The sequence below is a fragment of the Klebsiella sp. LTGPAF-6F genome (assembly GCF_001753185.1).
In the GTDB taxonomy this organism is placed as follows: domain Bacteria; phylum Pseudomonadota; class Gammaproteobacteria; order Enterobacterales; family Enterobacteriaceae; genus Klebsiella; species Klebsiella michiganensis.
In genome coordinates, this window is the sequence record NZ_CP017451.1 from 228,483 (window position 1) to 248,613 (window position 20,131).

The window sequence follows — 20,131 nt, forward strand, 5'->3', positions numbered from 1 at the left end:
ATGACGGCCAGGAAGAGAGAAAAGTTACTTTCTCAACTCTGATTACAAGCCTGCTGGGAATGATCTGAAATGAATACCAAGATAAAACTGCTGACAACGATAATCCTTGCGACGATGTCCTTTTCATCGCATTCACGGGTCTATGAGTACACCATTAAGGATATCTACGGTGCGGAGAAATCAGTCAGTGCGGAAACCGGCATTCTTAACACTAACGAAAAAATTCAGTTGAGCCTGATTTCCGGCCTAGATCGCAAAGTACACGTATCTGTCCGGAAGTCAGGAACGGAGGTTTACAGCACGACAACCGATAGCATTAAGGTAAGTGATCGAATTAAGGCATCAACAGGTGAAGAGTTCTACGGGAAAATCATCACGCTTCCTCCCCTTAGTGATGGACCGTATCAGGTTATCTCTGAAATACTTAACACACAGGGTGCTCTGGTAGACTCCACCACACAGGATTTCACCATAGATAGTGTGGGCCCTACAGCGGACGATTTGAGCATTTTACAGAAACCGGGGTATGAAATGGTCACCCAGGGAGAAAGGTGGGAACTGGGCCTTGGAGCCGACCAAAAACTATATGTGAACGTTAACAACGTTAAAGCAGTCGCTGGTTTCGATAAAGCTACATTACAGGTTATTAATCCCGATAATAGCGTCTATTCCATTACTGCTATGGACTATGATAGCGGGTCTTCCTCCCTGTCTGCTGCATGGACTTTAGGGAATCGGAAAAAGGCCTCCTGGATGCCTACATCAAATGCTGATGTAGAGTATCGTTTCCGGGTTACACTCTTTGACAAAGCAGGCTCCCGAAAAGTATTACCGGAACAGAAATTTGTATTTGATGACCAACTGGGTGAATACACTCTTATTGCTATACGGGACCCCGAAGCGCAAACAAGCGTTGTTCCAGGGTTCACTTCGGGTTATATAGCTTATAAAGCGGGTATGACAGTTAATCAAAACCCGATTACCTTAATCTATCGTATCCCCATCAACAATGTAAGGAAATACAACAAAGCTGGTTTAAGTTTTGGCTCTATCATTTCAGAAGCTAACGGTTACGCCTATGTGGCGGCAACAACAGCATATAACAACAGGTACGATATACATAACGGGTACCAATGGGGCGGCGCTACTGCAAACTATAACCTTAAACTGGGTCCCGACACGCCTGTCGGACCGGAAATGCCTAGTAGCGTTTGGCTCACGACGGACACAAAAGGTGAAATTAATTCTTTTAACTATTTATGGAAAACAAGTGATCTACCGGTGAAATTTATTTCAGCGAGGATCCGTGCTTCTGCGAGAAATTATATCCAAAGAGCATTTACAGGTAACCTGGAAATCTGTCAAATCCAACCAGGTGAGACTGAGTGCAGCGGGCCGGTACCGTGGTCAATTGCTAAAAGTGGCAATGGAGGCGTGACATATTCTTTTAAAATGTATAATGAGGACAAGACACTTTCATCAATTAATCAGGAAAGGAGGAACTACTGGAACACAAACCTTCTACCGAGGATAAAGGGATATGACTATCAGGAAGATAAGAAAAAAGTACTTTTATTTGTTACCCAACCCGGTAATGGTACCTTCAGAGATCAACTTCAGCTTAAGTCCGCTGAACTGATTGATGCTAATTCAGGTATGCAGGTGCTGAATGGAGCCAAAATAGCGCTTTCTGGTGAAGATTATACTTATGCGTTTGACTTAAGTAAGTTGGCTGAAGGAAGATACGACTTAAACTTTCTGGCAAAAGATACCTTCGAAAATGAAACATCTTCTCCATTCATCACGTTAGTGCATGATATGACTCCCCCTGAGATCAGCTTTAACTACGACAATGCCCCGCTCACCTCCGGCAACACGGTCTATGGTCTGGAGAATATATCCATTAAACTAAACGATGAGCTGACTAAACCTACTCTTCTCCGCCTGGAACTACGAGGGGGGCCTGCATCTGATAGCGTAGTCCTTGGTTTCAACCAGAATGTTGATGGTAGCTACACACCTGATTACCCACGGCTGTTTCCTACTCTGGATACGTCGACGGATAAATACACTCTCACTGCATATGCCACAGATGCTAAAGGTAATACGTCCCAAAAAAGTATTCAGTTCGCCTACTTCCCTAAAAATCTCGTTACCCTGGAGAAACTGAAAACACTGGGCGTGGTTAAAGCACTCAAAACCAGTGACAACACACCTCTGGCAGTCATGCGTACCGGCCAGTTGAGAAGGAACGATGGCTCTCTTGCCCAGGGTATGCAGACGGCAAATATCACGGTCAGAAGCGACGCTGAGTATGCCATCAACATTCTGGGAACGGTGATCCATCCCGGGGAAACTAAAGAAATACAGCTTGACCTCGGAACTGGTGAAAACTCTACGGTTCCGATTTTTCCGGCTATCAACGGGTCTACGGGTCAAAGCAACTTCATCATCGAGTTCCCACAACTTAACTAACTATCGACGGCCACCGCCTCTGCTATGTGGGGCTGGTGGCGTTTCGTACCAAATGGTGTTGTTAAAAGTATGCAATCAGAAAAAAGTAACTTTCTCCAAGGCATAAACTTCACGAATTTTTTGGATTAATAATTTGATATGAAAATTAATTTACAGACTACTTTAATACTAATTGCCCTCTCCGCTTTTTCACTCCCCTCATATGCTCGTGTGTATGAATATGTATTCAAGGATGTCTATGGAACGGATAAATCAGTCAGTGCGGAAGCAGGTATCCTAAATACAAATGAAAAAATTCAGGTAAGAATAATATCGGGACTCGACAGAAAAATTCAGGTAACCGTAAAGAAAGAAAAGGTTGGAGTATATAGCTTTACTACTGAGAGCGTGACGGTCAATGACCGTATAAAGGCATCAACTGGTGAAGAATTTTATGGTAAAACGCTGACATTGCCACCACTGAGTGATGGAAGTTATGTAATAACGTCAGATATCCTGAATACTCAAAACACTGTTATCGACAGCACGTCTCACAATTTTATTATTGATACTGTAGGGCCTTTGTCAGATAACCTGAGCGTGGACCAAAACCCCGGATATGATATGGTCTTAACAGGTGAGCGTTGGGAACTAGGCCTCGGGGCTGAAGCAAAGCTGTACCTGAATGTGAAAAACGTCAAATCTGCCACCGGTTTTGATAAAGCGACTATTCAGGTGATAAAACCTGATGATACTGTTTTTTCAACTACAGATATGGTTTATGACAGTGGATCAGCATCCCTTTCAATACCGTGGACAAAAGGGAATATGAGTCGGTCATCATGGATGCCTGTATCAAACGCTGATGTGGAATATCGTTTCCGTGTGACGCTCTATGATAAAGCGGGAAACCATAAAGTTTTGCCGGATCAGAAGTTCATATTTGACTCAGATCTTGGTGAATATACTTTATTTGCTGTTTATGACCCGACTTCTAAAACAAGCGTAGTTCCGGGATTTAGTGAAGGTTACATAGCATATAAGCCGGGAATGACCGTTAACCAAAACCCTTTAACACTCGTGTACAGGGTTCCATCGAATAATCGAAGGGAATACAGTAAAGCTGGTTTGAAATTTGGCACGATTATTTCCGAAGCGAATGGATACAGTTATGTATCCGCGAAAACGGCCTATAAGGTAGCTTACGTCATCCATAACGGATATCAATGGGGTGGAGGCTCACTCTCCTATAATATCAATTTAGGAAGTGAGGCTCCGGCCAGCCCGGCAGCACCTGAAGTATGGTTAACATCAGATATAAAAGGTGAAATGAATGCAGGCAGCTATCTTTGGGATTCCAAAGATCTACCCGTGAAATTCAGCTCTGTAAAGATCACTGCGTCTCCGCGAAATTATGGTCAGAGAGCGATGAGTGGAAATACTGAGATTTGTCAGATACCTGCTGGTGAGACTGAGTGTACTGGTGCGGTATCATGGTCTATTCCGAAATCAGGGAATGGTATTACAACATACTTCTTCAGATTGACTGATATGGATAAAACACTTTCATCAGTCACTGTAGAAAAAAGACATCACTGGAACACTGATCTGTTACCCAAGATAACTGGATATAGTTACCAGGAGGAAAACAAAACTGTACTCTTATTTGTGACGCAACCAGGGCGCGGAAAATTCCGCGATTTGTTGCAACTCAAATCTGCTGCTCTGATTGATTCAGATACCGGGGACCAACTACTGTCAGGTATCCAAACAGCTCTATCTGGCGAGGATTACACATACAGTTTTGATCTCAGCAAACTGGCCGAAGGTAAATACAATTTAGGCTTTCTGGCAAAGGACAGCTTTAACAATGAAACTTCATCACCATTCATAAATCTGATTAACGACAAGACACCTCCTGTTGTTAATTTTAAATATGAAAATGCGCCGCTATCCCCCGGTGCTACTGTTTTCGGGCTTGAGAACATCAGTATAACGCTAAATGATGAGTTAACAGCACCCAGCCTTGTTAGACTTGAACTTAAAGGAGGACCAGCGTCGGACAGCGTTATCTTGGGGTTTAACCAGAATACGGACGGTAGTTATACACCTGATTACCCTCGTCTCTTCCCCAGTCTGGATGCAAATACGGACAAATATACACTAACCGCATATGCTACCGACGCGAAAGGTAACACTACTCAAAAAAGCATTCAGTTCGCCTATTACCCAAAAAACCTGGTCACCCTTGAGAAGCTGAAAACTTTGGGTGTTGTAAAGGCGCTAAAAACCAGTGACAACACACCGTTGGCCGTCATGCGGACGGGACAGCTACGACGTAACGATGGCTCACTGGCTAAGGGTATACAAACGGCAAACATCACGGTCAGGAAGGACGCAGATTATGCGATAAATATCCTTGGGAACGTTATTCACCCCGGGGAGACAAAAGAAATTCAGATAGACCTTGGAACCGGTGAAAACTCAACTGTTCCTATTTTCACAGCAGAAAACGGTTCTACAGGGGAAAGCAATTTCATAATCGAATTTCCGCAAATCAAGTAACCAAGTAACATGCATTAATCAAAAAATGTGCCCTGATCAGGTTCATACTGATTAGGGACGTTAGGCATAGATTCATCGTCTAACTATAGAAAGTAACAATAAAAAGTAACTTTCTAATTACCCACCAGATAGGTTAATTTTCACATCAGGGCAATAGATACCAGCTTTGCTGGAAATTTTCCAGAAATGATCAGAGTCGAATTTCGACATGATCAGACCCGTTAGTTGGTGTTGCCCCCTCCCCCAGTATAAGGGTTATAGAGTTCTTTAGGACGGTACATTGTCAGGGTTATTCGTGAGTAGGCTGGGCGCAGCCCTAACTAGTTAGGCTGGTTGTATAATCATAACGGTGCACCAGAAGGTTTCAAGAGCAACAAGAAACAGACTGCGAACAATGGGGTTGTATTCATCTGCTGCACAGAATCAGTCTGCCGTGGATTCTGGTATCCGACTGCGAACAACGGGGTTGTTTTCACCTGCAGTACATCATGAGTCTGCGGTGGCTTCAGGTATCCGACTGCGAACAATGGGGTTGTTTTAGTCAACGATGCTTCTGAAAGCTGCCGGAGCACCAAGAGATGGACTTGAGCAAAGGGATTCTTCTCTGCCAAGAGTGGAACAGAAAGCTGTTAGAACCTCCAGTGTCAAAGTCGTACATGTGAGTTGCATAAATGAGAAAGTCATGATCCCTGTTAAAGAATCATGACTAAAAATAAAATAATTATTTTGCTTTGCTAATACTAACTTTAATTAAGCGTTCAATCTCATTTATTGTTGATTGACCAATACGCTTAAATTCAAAGCTTACTTTCTGGCCATCGGCGCTTCTTTTTACCCTAGCGTAAGTATCCTTATTATCAAAAGCAGCAATATCAGTCACTGTCCATTTTTGCGGTTTATTTACATCATTACAAAGAATACTAAGAACTGAATGTAAACCATCTAAAATTGACTTCTGAACTTCCTCAATATCATTAATGTTAGTAATTTTATTGTCATCCGCCCCTACTTCAGATGTTAGCTCTGTCAGAGGAATGTTATTAGCATTAGCGGTTTTTTCAATTCTAGCCAATTTACTATAATAAGTATTAGGTATCCCCTCACTATCTGGGAATATTCTAATAAGTTCTTTACTGATTTTTGCAGCCTGAATTCTCTTTCTTATCGATTCAATACCAATATTAAGATAAGAAGCAAGTTCCTCATTAGTTTTAAAACCCTTATTCTTCATGATTTCAAGGTATTTAATTCCAACTTCACGATACGAGAATCGTTTTGCCGTTTGTGCAGCATTAACAATACAATCGACATCTTCACGGCTAACCTCTACATCGAAGGCCCATAAAGGTAAATCAACCGAACATTTTATGCAGCAGAAACGACGCCTACTTCCTTCAATTAGGTAAAATTGGCCGTCCCGGTAGACGGCAATAGCTTCAGTTGTAACCCCATTCTCTTTAATTAAAGGAAGAATTTCTCTTGTAGAGAGATCGTCAACTGCCTCTTGATTTCGTGGGTTTAGTTCATGAACGAGCGTTTTATTAGCAACTTCTGAGCCAGGGACGACAACGTAGCGAGCTTCAACTTTACGCCCATTTGCTAGAGTAAATAGTCGCTTCTGTGTAGGAGAAGTACGTAAAGGTGGAAGTCCGCTTTTTTGATCGACAAATGTACGTTTGCTGTTTCCGGTTAAGTATTTGTCTTTGCTTGTACCGCGTTCAACATCACTCATTATTTACCCTCCTCCCTAACTGAGAAGCTTTTAATTTCATTGATAAGTTGTTGATACACCGACTGAACCGACATTTCAGCAATATCATATTGTTTTGAAGAACAAAGTTCTTCTGATTTTTTAATATCGAGTACAGTACGACCTTTTTCAGCCGCTGCAACGAAAGCCTCTGAATGTTTAATATTTGTTGTCATGAACCGATCACGTACAGTTCTTACTAGTTTATTTAAAGTACGAATCTCATGTTGACTTCTATCATCTACGTTTACTGCAAGAACATTTATCCATTTAATATTTGTTCCCTTAGATGGAAGCTGCTCAAGTCGGTCAGAAATCGTAATCATATAGTTTGTGGTTGATGCAAAATCATATTCTCGTGGTGTAATGGGAACAAGTATTGCATCAGCTGCTTCGTTTGTTGACCAAATAATTGGAGAATCTTGTGGCGGAGTATCTATAAATATAAGGTCATATTTTTCCTTTAATACAGGTATAACCACATCACGAAAACGTGTCAGAAGTTTGAGTCTTGCCTCCTTATCGAGGCTCCAATATTTATCAGTAAATCTATCATCTGTCGGGAATGCAGTTATAACATCCATGTTAGGGAGATGGGTTGAAAATGCCATAGCACCAATAATTTGTGCTTCCGTATATCCCTGTTTTATATATTGTGTAAAGTCATTATCTTCAATTTCACTAAGCAGAACATCGGTTATGGTTAGGTAAACACTATCTTCACTAGTTGAGTGGATAAGGTTATTGCCTAACGAGCCTTGGGGGTCAAGATCAATTACGCAGATTTTTGCATTCAGATTAAGATCCAAAGCGGCCGCGGTAGCAAGTGTTGCTGTTGTTGTACTTTTACCTGTCCCACCTTTATGGTTTTCCGTAACAATAACTCGGGGCAAATACATTTCACGATATTGAATAGTGCCCATCGCTTCCATTATTTTTTGAACATCCCAACGTGTATACAGGTGACTCTTATTCTGGAAGATAGGTTCACCGATCACTTTTTTCTCATGTAGTTCAGCAAGAATTCTACTAAAAGTGTTTCTTGATTTACCAAAGAAGTCCGAAAGAGTTTTTTTATTTAAACAATGGTTATAGATAAGACGATCTAAGCCATCGACTTGTTCATCCGAAACATCAACCCGACTCGACTCCAAGATTATTTCCTTGAGGCTTGCTTGTTCATTTTTCATCTTTAGGCCGATAGTACGAATATCATCTAATATGCTCATGATCTCTCCTTAGGTTAGTCTTCACATTATTCATGAGGATTGAGCGTATTACAAGGTAAAAGTGCATTACAATGCACTTTTATCACATCATGCGCTAAAAATGAGATTTCGTGCACAGTCATTTTTTGGGCGAGAAATGTACAAATAATTCTCAAGGCATTGATATTAAAAGAAATCTAATTTAACTAGGCAAAATTCACAGATTTGGTGAATTCTGAGACTTTTTCCCAGCCATCCATACTCAATTTTTAAAATTTAGCTAGAACCCATGGGCGCAAATGACTATGCCACCCCTTTACCATGCCCTGCCCTGCCCTGCCCTGCCCTGCCCTGCTCTGCCCTTCTCTTTCACCTAACTACTGGAGGCCGGTTTAACGATGTATACCTTCCCAAATTTCGAGGTCGAAAACATGGCTGTTCAACTTATTGGGGCTCCAGACCAGAATTGCCGACTACGAACAATGGGTTTTCATCTACAAGGCATTAGGATTCTTCTGTGGATTCTGATACCGACTTTGTGAAACGTAGTTTGATTGCATCTGTGGGGCTTCATGAGTCTCCATGGGCACGAATGACCAGACTGCGAACAGCGGAGTTGCATTTCATCTGTGGACTTCATGGGTGTCCAGAGAATCCTGGGATCCGATTACGAACAAAAGGTTTTTTACAACTGCAAGCATCAAGAATCTGATAAGGCTTAAGATAGCCGACTGCGAACAGACAGCGGGATGGTTTTATCTGCAAGATATCTGGAATAGTCTGAGGATTCAGATAGCCGATTTTATAAAAAGGAGTTGAAATCATCTATGGGGCTTCATGAGTTACGAGAGGCTCACATGAGTATAGTGCGAACAACGAGGTTGTTTTCACCGGCTTCACATCATTCATCCGCTGAGGTTTCACGTAACGACTACGAATAACGGCGTTGTATTCACTGGCTGAACTTCATCAGTCAGTAGAGGCTTCACTTAATGACGGCGAACAAGGGGGTTGTTTTAACTCGCTACGCATCATGAGTCTGCTGTGGCTTCAGGTATGCGTCTGCGAATAACGGGGGTTTTATTCACTGGCTGAACTTCATCAGTCAGTTGAGGTTTCACGTAATGACTGCGAACAAGGGTTTGTATTCACCGGCTGCACATCATGAGTCTGCTGTGGCTTCTGGTAACCGACTGCGAACAACGGGGTTGTTTTCACCGGCTGCACACTATGAGTCTGCTGTGGCTTCTGGTAACCGACTGCGAACAACGGGGTTGTTTTCACCGGCTGCACACTATGAGTCTGCTGTGGCTTCAGGTATCAGCCTGCGAACAACGGGTTTGTATTCACCGGCTGCACACTATGAGTCTGCTGTGGCTTCAGGTATCAGCCTGCGAACAACGGGGTTGTTTTCACCGGCTGCACATTATGAGTCTGCTGTGGCTTCTGGTATCCGACTGCGAACAACGGGGTTGTATTCACCTGCTGCACATCATGAGTCTGTGGTGGCTTCGGGTATCCGACTGCGGACAAGCTGAGGGGGGTTTACTTGCTATGCATCGGGAGTCTAATGAGGCTGGAGGTATCCGACTGCGAACAACGGGGTTGTTTCACCGGCTGCACATTATGAGTCTGCTGTGGCTTCAGGTATGCGTCTGCGAACAAGGGGTTTAACTGGCTACACATCGGTAGCCTGAAGAGACTTCAGGTAACCAAATGAGGACAAGCTGAGGGGGTTTAACTTGCTGCGCATCAAGGGTCTGATGAGGATGGAGGTATCTGACTGCGAACAGGGAATTGTTATCACCTGCTGTACATCATGAGTCTGCAGTGGCTTCTGGTATCCGACTGCGAACAACGGGGTTGTATTCACCAGCTGCACATAATGAGTCTGCTGTGGCTTCAAGTATGCGTCTGCGAACAAGGGGTTTAACTGGCTACACATCGGTAGCCTGAAGAGACTTCAGGTAACCAAATGAGGACAAGCTGAGGGGGTTTAACTTGCTGCGCATCAAGGGTCTGATGAGGATGGAGGTATCTGACTGCGAACAGGGAATTGTTATCACCTGCTGTACATCATGAGTCTGCAGTGGCTTCTGGTATCCGACTGCGAACAACGGGGTTGTATTCACCAGCTGCACATAATGAGTCTGCTGTGGCTTCTGGTATCCGACAGGGAACATGGGGTTTAACTTGCTGCGCATCGGGAGGCTGATGAGGCTGGAGGTATCTGACTGCGAACAACGGGATTGTTTTCACCGGCTGCACATAATGAGTCTGCTGTGGTTTCTGGTAACCGACTGCGAACAACGGGGTTGTATTCACCTGCTGCACATCATGAGTCTGTGGTGGCTTCGGGTCCGACTGCGGACATGCTGAGGGGGGTTAACTTGCTACGCATCGGGAGTCTGATGAGGCTGGAGGTATCCGACTGCGAACAACGGGGTTGTTTCACCAGCTGCACATCATGATTCTGCTGTGGCTTCTGGTAACCGACTGCGAACAACGGGGTTGTTTTCACCGGCTGCACATTATGAGTCTGGTGTGGCTTCAGGTATCAGCCTGCGAACAACGGGGTTGTCTTCACATCCTGCACATCATGAGTCTGCTGTGGCTTCAGGTATGCGTCTGCGAACATGGGGTTTTACTTGCTGCGCATCGGGGGGCTGATGAGGCTGGAGGTATCTGACTGCGAACAACGGGATTGTTTTCACCGGCTGCACATTATGTGTCTGCTGTGGCTTCTGGTATCCGACTGCGAACTACGGGGTTGTTTTCACCAGCTGCACATTATGAGTCTGCTGTGACTCTGGTATCCGACTGCGAACTACGGGGTTGTTTTCAACTGCTGCACATCAGGAGTCTGATGAGGCTTAAGGTATCTGACTGCGAACAAGGGGGTTGTTTTCAGCTGCTGCGCATCAGGAATCCGCTGAGGCTTAAGATATACGACTGCGAACAGGGATCGTACTGCATATGTGGGGCATCATCAGAATTTAGAGGCTTCCGGGATGTAGCTGCGAATAACGGGATGATTTTATTCATACAGGTCTTCATGAGTAAGTTAAGTCACAAGTAAATCACCGGGAAGAGGGGGGGTGTTCAGCATATTATCACTTCAGGTAATTGCGGAAGCTCAGGGGATGACTGGTAAATATCGAAGGGGGAGGATATGTGAAAAAAAAAGAAGATGGGTTTTCAGGTCATGTAAAAGAAAAGGGGAGGGGGCTAGGCATATCAGCCATCTTTATTAAAAAAATACAAAAACCAGCCAGAAGCTGGTTTTTGGCGTGGTTAATAATTATTTTAGTTGAGGGAATTCAACAATAAAACCGGAGGCACCGACAACGCCAGATACTCCTGGGAATATAGGGACAACAACGTCATTTCCTACAGAACCTAAATCTATTTGAATTTCTTTCGTTTCACCTGGAGAAACAAGGTTTCCAATAACACTAATTGGGAATGCTGAGTCACCCCTAACAGTAATTAAAGCTGTCTGTACGCCTTTTGCTAAGGAACCATCATTACGGCGTAACTGACTTGCTTTAAGAACAGCCAGAGGTTCACCTGAAGAAAGGTTTAAAGGTTTGTTAACCGCAAGGGTATTAAGTTTATCAAGAACAATGAGATTCTTAGGATAATATGCAAAACGGATAGATTTTGATGACTCATTACCTGCATCATCTATAGCTTTAACTACAAGTGTGTATTTATCAGTTTTTTCATCAAGTGAAGGAAACAAACGAGGATAAAGTGGTGTGTATGAACCATCTGTGTTATGGGTAAATCCTAATTCTACATCATCTGATGCAGGGCCTCCTTGAAGAACCATTTGAGAGATCTTGGACTTACTTAAAGCATCAGATACAGCTACTGAGATGTTTTCTAATCCATAGACTGTACTTTCTGATAACAGTGGTTTCCCTTCATACGAAAATGAAATTGAAGGAGGGGAGTTATCTATGATAAGAGATCTGAACGGCAACTGAGAACTGTTGTTAAAAGTATCAGTGGCCCTGAAGGTTAAATCATACTTCCCTTCAGGTATAGCCGATAAATCAAATGCATAAGTATAGTCCTCTCCAGACATCGCGGCTTTTGTGCCCGTCAGAAGAACCGTATTAGAAATTGTATCCAGTATCTCTAGCTTAGAAAGCATCAAGACATCACGCCAATTGCCATTGCCGGGTTGTGTGACATAAACAAGGACAGATTTATTCTCTTCTTTGTAATCATACCCTGTGATCTTAGGTATTAAATCCGTATTCCAGATGCTACGAATCTCAAATTGATTTGATGTAAGTGTCTTATCTTGATTGCGAACTATAAAATAATGAGCTATGTAGCCATTCCCCTTATTTATTGCGTATGAAAAAGGACCAGTGCAAGAACTTTCTCCGGGCTCAATAGTACAAACTTCGTAGCCTTGTGTAAGGTTATAAAATGACTGCACATAATCCCTAGGGTCTACAAACACAGTTATACTTTGATACTCACCTGGCAAATCTATGTTTGTGAATTTCATTGTGCCAGCAGAAAAATCGCCAATTGTTGAAAAGTTTGCTGAGTAGGATTTTATTGATGGGGATTTCGGAGCGATTGAACTTAACTTAACATTATACGAAGCGTTACCTCCTCCGTATTGGTATCCATTATGAATAGTAAATGATGTACCAACTGGGGTGGATTGTTTTATATATACATAACTATTATCTTCAGTAAGCAAAGAACCGAAGGATAAACCAGCTTTGTTATAAGCCCTATAATTATGTTTGGGAATCTTGTACACAAGAGTAACAGGGTTAGTATTAACAGTCATCCCTGCTGAATATTTAATGTAGCCAGACGAAATGCCGGGAACAACACTAGTTGAAGAATTGGGGTCTGCAACTGCAAATAGCTCATATTCACCTGCAGAAGAATCAAATACAAATTTTTGGTCGGGGACTTGAGTAACATTTCCGGCTTTATCATAAAGGAATGCTCGAAAGCGAAACTCTACATCGGCATCCGACACTGGCATCCATGTAGCTTTAGCTATCGCTCCACCACCTTTAGTTATAGGGGCTGTAGCAGCTCTTGACCCATCGTCGTAGGCCATTGTATAGCTGGATTGTATTGATCCATCTGGTTTTATTATTTGAACAATAGCCTTATCAAAACCAGATAGATCATTGATATTCTTAATTGCAAGATTTATGGCAGATTCTTGACCTTGGCCAAGTTCCCAGCGAGGTCCCGTTACAACCATGTTGTACCCAGGAATCCATGGTACAGAGAAGTTATCAGACGTAGGGCCAACCGTATCTATTATAAAAGGATGGGATGTTGTTGAAACAACGGTCGATTTTGAGTCTAAAATCTCAGATTTTATGGTGTAACGACCATCACTGATAGGTGGAATAGTGACAGTCTTTCCGTAAAACATATTTCCATTAGCGGAAGAAATCCTGTCATCAACAGAGATGATACTTGTTGTTGTGCTGTAAACAGCACTGTTATCAGCATCGCGAGTTACGGTTAAGCGGATTTGTTGGTCCAAGCCACCAATGAGGAGAGCGTTAAAATTCCCATGTGGATTAAGATAGGGCGCACTTTCAGGGACACTTTTTTGCGCCCCATTGATATCTGTAAAGGTGTACTCGTATACCCGGGCCTGGGCGTTGGAAAACATGCTCGTGGCTATTGAGAGACTCAAAGCTAAAGCAGAATGATTTAAGAATAGTGAAAAGCGCATAGGAAACCTTTTTATGTGAGAAGCCACGAAAGTTACTTTTCAAAGACACTCATAGGTCTATACGAGAATAGTATCATGTGATATTTTTGGGTTTCCGACATAAGAGAGCAAAAGAAAGAAATGTCACCATCTTTTGATAGTGACATTTTAACTCGGAGGTTCAGCTAAGTTGGGAAAGGATACTTTCTGCTACAGCAATCTGCTTAGTTGAAAGATGACGACCACTTTGAATCGTAAGCGTAAGGCTTTTAAGGAAGGGGTTTTTGTTGCTTGAAGACATGATTTGTCTCTCAAGGTAGACTGGCCCCATGAATCTCCAGACAGTTGGTATCACTTAAATTAGTGATAGTCTTAATACTAGTTTTAGACTAGTCGTTGGAGTCCGAATGATTGATGTTCTAGGTCCAGAGAAGCGCAGACGGCGCAGCGTTCAGGAAAAAATCGCCATTGTTCAGCAGAGTTTTGAGCCCGGAATGACCGTGTCGCTGGTCGCCCGTCAGCATGGCGTTGCTGCCAGTCAGCTGTTCCTGTGGCGTAAGCAATATCAGGAAGGCAGTCTCACTGCGGTTGCCGCGGGTGAACAGGTTGTACCCGCGTCGGAGCTGGCATCTGCAATGAAGCAAATTAAAGAGTTACAGCGCCTGCTGGGCAAAAAAACCATGGAAAACGAGCTGCTGAAAGAAGCCGTTGAATATGGCCGACAAAAAAGTGGATAGCGCACGTGCCCTTGTTGCCGGAGGATGGCGAATAAGCCTTGTCAGTCGTTGCCTCCGGGTCTCACGTGCGCAACTGCATGCCATGGCCCGTCGGTCGAAGGGCTGGCAGGATCGTCGGTGCAAGCGTAAGCCTGATGATACTGAAGCGCTGGCTCGTATCCATACCGTTATCGACGATCTGCCCACCTATGGTTATCGTCGTGTATGGGCACTGCTGCGCAGACAATCAGAAACTGACGACATGGCGGTGATCAATGCCAAACGCGTATACCGCATCATGCGTCAGAATGCGCTGCTGCTTGAGCGTAAACCGGCAATACCGCCCTCGAAGCGGGCGCATAGAGGGAAAGTGGCCGTTGGAGAAAGTAACCAGCGGTGGTGCTCCGACGGCTTCGAGTTCAGCTGTGATAACGGTGAAAAACTGCGGGTCACGTTCGCGCTGGACTGTTGCGATCGCGAGGCACTTCACTGGGCGGCAGGTACCGGTGGATATGACAGTGAAACCGTGCAGGACGTCATGCTGGGTGCAGTAGAGCGTCGCTTCGGTAACAGGCTGCCGACATCCCCCGTTGAGTGGCTGACAGACAACGGTTCAGCCTACCGTTCTCATCAGACGCGTCAGTTCGCCAGAATGGTAGGACTGGAGCCAAAACATACGGCGGTACGTAGTCCAGAAAGCAACGGAATGGCGGAGAGCTTCGTGAAAACGATGAAGCGCGACTACATCAGCATCATGCCAAAACCTGACGGGTTAACAGCGGCAAAGAACCTTGCCGAGGCCTTCGAACATTACAACGAATGGCATCCGCACAGTGCACTGGGATATCGTTCGCCACGGGAATATCTGCGGCGGCGAACCAGTAATGGGTTAAGCGATAAAAAGTGTCTGGAAATATAGGGGCCAATCCACAAGGGCTGATAAATTTTTTCCTTGACTCTCACGCCAGTGTCGTGAAGAAACAATCTTTTTAGCAGCTAGATAATTCTTTTTAAAAAGCATTTGAAGGGTGAAACACTCTTTTATTAAGGTACCTTGTTTGCCCGTACCTTTACACGCGGAACATTTTCCTGAAGAATTTGCATAACTGATACGATGACGACCTGAGCCTTTACAATATGAGCAGATAAAATTTTTTTCGTACCGAGCAGTGCCGTTGAATTCATTAATATTGAAAACAAGTTTATTATCAATTAACTGACCGTCAACTGAATACCATCTTTCATTCGAATGTGTCATGGATAGGCCCCACCATCTCGTTATGTATGACACAATTAAATCAAATGAAAAAGGCTTGTACATACCCTATTTTAAAAATACAAAAAAGGGAGAACAAGGAGTTAATCTATAGAAATCAAAAACATTCAATAAAAACAGCGGAATTGATTTTATTCAGTGTCTATAACGATAGAGGGGTATTTTAAGGTTAAGTTACAATAAAATAAGGAGCTGTAAAATAGCCCCTTACTTTAAAGACGAGTAGGTTCAAAGAGTAGTTAATCCTCTTCTGGATTAGCCAACGGAAAATTATTCATTGCTACCGGGGGAACCAATACTGCAATAGGTTCTCCATTTTCTGGAAAAGGGGGAATTCCCTGCATCTCGTTGATTTTACTATCAGACATAGCCCAACCCTCTATCATTTAAATTATCTCGTTGTTTAAATTCAAACTGCGGAATGTAAATTCAATAGCGAAAATTCGTTTTCCTGACTTTCTGAAGCGGGCTCCTCCATAGGATCATTAGCTGGCAGCGCATTAGAGTTTACCTCTGATGTTACTGATGGGGCAGAACTAGAAAGTTTTCCCTTTGTTGTTTTACGCTCGAGCTTAGCTTCATGGCCACGAATAGAGTCATCTGAATTAAATATAAGTTCAATTAGATGTCTGTCAACTTCAATATTTATTTTTTCGTTGGGTCCAATCTGATTGAGATCAAACGAAGAGGGAAGTGAGGCTCGTAATCTGTTGCAAACCTCTTTAGTACTGGCTGCGAGATTTTGTGCCAGTTTACGAGGAATTGGTTGCACTCCCAGTGAAGATTTAGTGACCCTGACAGCCTTAGGACTACCATGAGACTTAATTATTTCGGCAACATTCAGAGGAAGGGTATCACTCCCGGTGGAACTATTAATAACCATTATCTTTGCGTTTAGGTCGGCCCGAATTTTATCAAGAGCTTCCTTTTCACCAAGATCACGAATTAATTCAAGACAGAGTGTGTACGAAATCACATCCTGACTAATCAACGTCTTTAATTCGTCATCGATGGTTGCAAGAGAAATGATTTGGCGAACTGCCATTTCAGAAATGTTTTCCCGTTGTGCAACCTGCTCAACAGACATCCCGGCATCATTTACCAGTCTGCTATAGGCAATGCCGCGACCTACGGGGCAAAGGGGGAGAGATTTCGCCCCATCCAGAGAATGCCATTCTTGTTCTATCTCGTCACCCTGGAACTCACGCAATCTAACTAGGATGGGGAGACCTGATTCTTGTTGAGCCAAAAGCGCAGCTCTTGTACGACAGTTCCCCTGTCGAACAAGTGGTTTACCGTCAACAATAACGACAGTTATAGGGTCAATGTCTGCCCCATTCAGAAATGCTTTTTTAAGATTCTGAATATGCTCGGCAGGTTTTGGTAATTTGTAGTATGCCTCTCCCAGACCCATCTCACGGCAGTTCCAGTTTGGAACTAACACTAATGCCCTTGGGTCGATCATAAACGGTTGGCCATTAACCGCTTTGTGGCAAATGTCAGGATTTGCGTCACTAAATTCACGCAAATTTTTGACTAGCCTCCCGTTCCGCTCTGTAGAGATAAAAAAGTCAGCTGTTTGTTTCATTTTCTTACCTATGACTGAACCATTTCTGAAATTAGACTGTACAGTATTATTTTGTAAAAGTTTCTCGCTATGTGGTCAAAAAAGCCAGTTTGGTAAATTTTTTATGAAAGTTACTTTTACTGGTTGTTTACAATGGGTGGAGACCTTCAATTAAAACACTAACACTATGAATATCAAGTATTTTATGCTTTTTAGTGTAAGTGACGAGGCCATGACGGCATAACAACTGTACGTGTTGCAACGTTGCAGGAGCAATGTCGCTAAGGGAAACCTCTTCAGTTTTTGAAAGTAACTTTTGCAGTAGGCTGTATAGTTCCGGGCGCTTGGCAAAAAAGAGAGTTGTCAAAAAAACTGACGCCGAATTAGCCAGTTCCCAAAGTTTGTCAACCACTCTAGGATTGATAGTAACACTAGCCATGCTGATAGACTGAAAATCTATATCGTGACTGATTTCTGTAAAAACCGAACAGGTCTGACAGATATTACTTTTTTGTATCTCGATTCTGAACTCTATGAGTAGCAACAAAAAGTAAGAAACTTCAGCAAGTGTATAGTTGACTTGCCTGATTCCGAGTGCCTGACAAACACGTCCCGATTTTTCTATAAGTTCAACAAGTGAAATATTGAACTGAAGTTCTTGATGGATTGGTTGTCTAGCGTTCAGTCCCAGCAAAATAGCAAACCATAAAGGTTGATACCGTAAATGCATCACCGGTCCGGATAAACAAAACTTAGCCTGTTGAAAGTTACTTTTACCTTTAACAAGAAGTGGAGTGATATCACTAGAGGTGATCTCAACTTTATTTTGATCACAATTAAAGGTAGCTTTATGGTTTTTTCTAAAAAAATCCTGCAATAACCCTAACTCTTTGTAATTCTTATGACTATTCATAACGAGTAAGTATTGCCTCTTTAAAAGACTTATAACTTGTGTTTGGTAACCACTGTCACTTAATCAGAGAAGATGAAATCATTTTCACCAGCAATATACTCATATTATTAACCCAGAGTCGTTTAACAACTTGGACATTGCAATTAATTATATTACCAAGAATAAACCCTGATGGGTGCGTATCATAAGCAATAAAATGCCGGTGGTCAGAGGTCTCCAAAAGTAAAGATGAAAAACTCTCAGAAGAACATTTTCTGGTGAGCACCTGAATTTTAATTACGGTGAGAGCCAGATACAGTTTGGTACCGATTTTGGCAGTAAAGGGCCGTACTTGAAGGCTGACTGCTGAACTTTTTCTATATCCATTAGGTTTCAGACATCGAAATTGTAACTTTGTAGGAAAGTAACTTTTATCCAATTTTTGGATGAGTGCTGAGTAAAAATTACTTTTACCCTGATTGGGTGCCTCTAAAATAACTTTAAGAAAGCTTTTAATAAGTGCTTGTTCAGGTGATTTAAATGGCATCTGTAGAGAGTTTTTAGAAGCCCACTCGTACACAGGATATACTTTTTCCATAACAGCCGGCAATGAGCCAGAACCCGCACACTGGAGGCAGTTTATACCTGAACCTAAACAGTCAGGGCATGGACGGCGAACTTCCATAAAACCGTCTGAATCCGGTTCAGCATCTGAGATAATTTCATTATCTTTTGTGACCCACATATTTACCCCCCTCACAAATATTCCTATCCTATCAGGAAAAGATCGCTAGGTAAGGGGGTATTTTTATGTCACCAGAACCAGCTGACATCACGAGCAGGGGAGCGATAATACTTCCGATTATCCCTATGGTATCTAGACTATTAATCAGAAATTCTTGAAACAAGACGCCATTACTCCAGCCGCAAAGTTAACCTGTTTAGCTTGAGTCTGTATAGGTATTACGCAGACATTAGAGTGTACGATGTTGTTTATCTGCTTGATATTTACAGAAAAAACTTTGCCAACCAAATCAGCGCCAATTCTTGCGAAAATCTCAGATTCGGTTAGTTTTGAGTTGCGAATAATACGACTTGAATTGTAAATACTGAGCCCATCAATATTATAACTCAAAGCTAACATGTTGTTATGTATGGTAATTTTAAGATTTAACCCAGCGACCTCTACCATCCGACTTTTCATGATATTCCTTTCATGACAAACATAAGAATTCTCCTAAATTTACATTTAGAAATGGCCCATGGGAAGAGGGTAAAAGCATAAGTTTTATCTTCTATAGCTGATTATGTTCCAAAGTGCTATGTGTAACCGTAGTCATTTAGATAATTATTCCAAAAATAACATTAAACTATTAAAGATCAATATGTTATGTGGGTTACAAATTATTCAAAATTTCTCCATTTTCTCTACATTCTAGGACCATTTTTGGAGGATCTGTGCGCCTCTTTTGATGACCCACTAATTATGGTTGTTAAGCTGGAAGGGGAAAATTAACACCTGAACTGTATCACAGCCAAAAAGTGACTTTTCTCAACTCCCTGGTTGTCCTTGCTCAAGAAGTGAACATTAAGATGGTGACCAATAGTCACTTTTTTAAAGGACATCGAAATTTATCAGGTCCAAAAGTTACTTTTATGATCGCAAAAACAGTGTTTGCATGGACAAAAAAGTGACTTTTTCGAAGAAACCAAGAATGTACAGGAGGATAAAAAGGATTACGGGAGAAAAGAGGTTGTCAAAATCTACTTTAAAATCAATATGTTTTCTTTGGCAAAGTGAAATGAATGAAACAGGGCGAATTTTGTAACTAATTGATAATGACATGTCGATAAGAAAAAAACTCATTGAAAAGTAACTTTTATAACTTCAGCGTTTTCTCTTTTTTGTTTAAAAAATTTGTTCCTTAGTTTGAAAATCAAAAATTAACCCAGGGTATTCTCCAATTGCTGGTTAGTCACCAGA

General features: G+C 42.4%; 13 protein-coding genes. 4 read left to right on the forward strand and 9 right to left on the reverse strand.

Annotation, left to right across the window (positions count from 1 at the left end; translation table 11 throughout):
* The first annotated feature begins 69 nt into the window (after positions 1-69).
* On the forward strand, positions 70-2,475 hold the full coding sequence (locus BJF97_RS30050) for an Ig-like domain-containing protein (protein WP_004196714.1): 2,406 nt from the start codon (positions 70-72) through the stop codon (positions 2,473-2,475).
* A 138-nt stretch (positions 2,476-2,613) separates the two neighbouring features.
* Positions 2,614-5,019 (forward strand): Ig-like domain-containing protein, encoded by a 2,406-nt coding sequence (locus BJF97_RS30055; protein ID WP_070083071.1) that lies wholly within the window; start codon positions 2,614-2,616, stop codon positions 5,017-5,019.
* A 721-nt stretch (positions 5,020-5,740) separates the two neighbouring features.
* Here the strand turns inward: BJF97_RS30055 and BJF97_RS30060 are convergent.
* Both BJF97_RS30060 and BJF97_RS30065 read right to left on the reverse strand, forming a co-directional pair.
* On the reverse strand, positions 5,741-6,751 hold the full coding sequence (locus BJF97_RS30060; protein ID WP_004181814.1) for a ParB family protein: 1,011 nt from the start codon (positions 6,749-6,751) through the stop codon (positions 5,741-5,743).
* Entirely contained in the window at positions 6,751-7,998 is a 1,248-nt protein-coding gene (locus tag BJF97_RS30065; protein ID WP_004181813.1) for a ParA family protein, read from the reverse strand. Before BJF97_RS30065 ends, BJF97_RS30060 begins: the two co-directional genes overlap by 1 nt.
* 3,153 nt (positions 7,999-11,151) lie before the next feature.
* On the opposite strand from BJF97_RS30065, the gene BJF97_RS34870 reads away from it, so the two are divergent.
* Entirely contained in the window at positions 11,152-11,307 is a 156-nt protein-coding gene (locus BJF97_RS34870) for a hypothetical protein (RefSeq protein WP_153908803.1), read from the forward strand.
* On the opposite strand, the gene BJF97_RS30090 is transcribed toward BJF97_RS34870, so the two are convergent.
* Positions 11,279-13,717 (reverse strand): Ig-like domain-containing protein, encoded by a 2,439-nt coding sequence (locus tag BJF97_RS30090; RefSeq protein ID WP_070083073.1) that lies wholly within the window; start codon positions 13,715-13,717, stop codon positions 11,279-11,281. The two genes, BJF97_RS34870 and BJF97_RS30090, sit on opposite strands and share 29 nt — an antisense overlap.
* 386 nt (positions 13,718-14,103) lie before the next feature.
* On the opposite strand from BJF97_RS30090, the gene BJF97_RS30100 reads away from it, so the two are divergent.
* Positions 14,104-15,331, forward strand: a protein-coding gene (locus BJF97_RS30100) for an IS3 family transposase (RefSeq protein WP_148722765.1) whose coding sequence is annotated in 2 segments (ribosomal slippage) — positions 14,104-14,420 and positions 14,419-15,331 — 1,230 coding nt in all. Because the reading frame shifts where the segments join, the coding sequence is not laid out codon by codon here.
* Here BJF97_RS30100 and BJF97_RS33485 read toward each other — a convergent pair.
* The 6 genes from BJF97_RS33485 to BJF97_RS30115 form a co-directional block, all read right to left on the reverse strand.
* Complete coding sequence (locus BJF97_RS33485) at positions 15,302-15,670, reverse strand: YuiA family protein (protein ID WP_228706715.1); 369 nt, start codon at positions 15,668-15,670, stop codon at positions 15,302-15,304. The two genes, BJF97_RS30100 and BJF97_RS33485, sit on opposite strands and share 30 nt — an antisense overlap.
* 257 nt (positions 15,671-15,927) lie before the next feature.
* Entirely contained in the window at positions 15,928-16,056 is a 129-nt protein-coding gene (locus BJF97_RS35435) for a hypothetical protein (protein ID WP_004196653.1), read from the reverse strand.
* A 41-nt stretch (positions 16,057-16,097) separates the two neighbouring features.
* On the reverse strand, positions 16,098-17,276 hold the full coding sequence (locus tag BJF97_RS30105) for a hypothetical protein (RefSeq protein ID WP_004196657.1): 1,179 nt from the start codon (positions 17,274-17,276) through the stop codon (positions 16,098-16,100).
* Positions 17,277-17,403: 127 nt separating this feature from the next.
* Positions 17,404-18,168 carry a hypothetical protein gene (locus BJF97_RS30110; RefSeq protein ID WP_070083074.1) on the reverse strand — a complete coding sequence of 255 codons (765 nt, stop codon included), beginning with the start codon at positions 18,166-18,168 and terminating at the stop codon, positions 17,404-17,406.
* Positions 18,169-18,223: 55 nt separating this feature from the next.
* The gene (locus tag BJF97_RS33490; protein WP_014386506.1) at positions 18,224-18,892 is read right to left on the reverse strand and encodes a hypothetical protein; all 669 of its coding nucleotides are present in this window, start codon (positions 18,890-18,892) and stop codon (positions 18,224-18,226) included.
* Between the two features lie 144 nt (positions 18,893-19,036).
* On the reverse strand, positions 19,037-19,351 hold the full coding sequence (locus BJF97_RS30115; protein WP_032437932.1) for a hypothetical protein: 315 nt from the start codon (positions 19,349-19,351) through the stop codon (positions 19,037-19,039).
* Positions 19,352-20,131 lie beyond the last annotated feature (780 nt).

Excerpts from the sequence above, each read along its gene's own strand:
- BJF97_RS30115 (WP_032437932.1), bottom strand. The coding sequence starts at position 19,351 with ATGAAAAGTCGGATGGTAGAGGTCGCTGGGTTAAATCTTAAAATTACC.
- BJF97_RS30060 (WP_004181814.1), bottom strand. The coding sequence starts at position 6,751 with ATGAGTGATGTTGAACGCGGTACAAGCAAAGACAAATACTTAACCGGA.
- BJF97_RS30055 (WP_070083071.1), top strand. The coding sequence starts at position 2,614 with ATGAAAATTAATTTACAGACTACTTTAATACTAATTGCCCTCTCCGCT.
- BJF97_RS30065 (WP_004181813.1), bottom strand. The coding sequence starts at position 7,998 with ATGAGCATATTAGATGATATTCGTACTATCGGCCTAAAGATGAAAAAT.
- BJF97_RS30110 (WP_070083074.1), bottom strand. The coding sequence starts at position 18,168 with ATGAATAGTCATAAGAATTACAAAGAGTTAGGGTTATTGCAGGATTTT.
- BJF97_RS30050 (WP_004196714.1), top strand. The coding sequence starts at position 70 with ATGAATACCAAGATAAAACTGCTGACAACGATAATCCTTGCGACGATG.
- BJF97_RS33485 (WP_228706715.1), bottom strand. The coding sequence starts at position 15,670 with ATGACACATTCGAATGAAAGATGGTATTCAGTTGACGGTCAGTTAATT.
- BJF97_RS30090 (WP_070083073.1), bottom strand. The coding sequence starts at position 13,717 with ATGCGCTTTTCACTATTCTTAAATCATTCTGCTTTAGCTTTGAGTCTC.
- BJF97_RS35435 (WP_004196653.1), bottom strand. The coding sequence starts at position 16,056 with ATGTCTGATAGTAAAATCAACGAGATGCAGGGAATTCCCCCTTTTCCA.
- BJF97_RS30105 (WP_004196657.1), bottom strand. The coding sequence starts at position 17,276 with ATGAAACAAACAGCTGACTTTTTTATCTCTACAGAGCGGAACGGGAGG.
- BJF97_RS33490 (WP_014386506.1), bottom strand. The coding sequence starts at position 18,892 with ATGTGGGTCACAAAAGATAATGAAATTATCTCAGATGCTGAACCGGAT.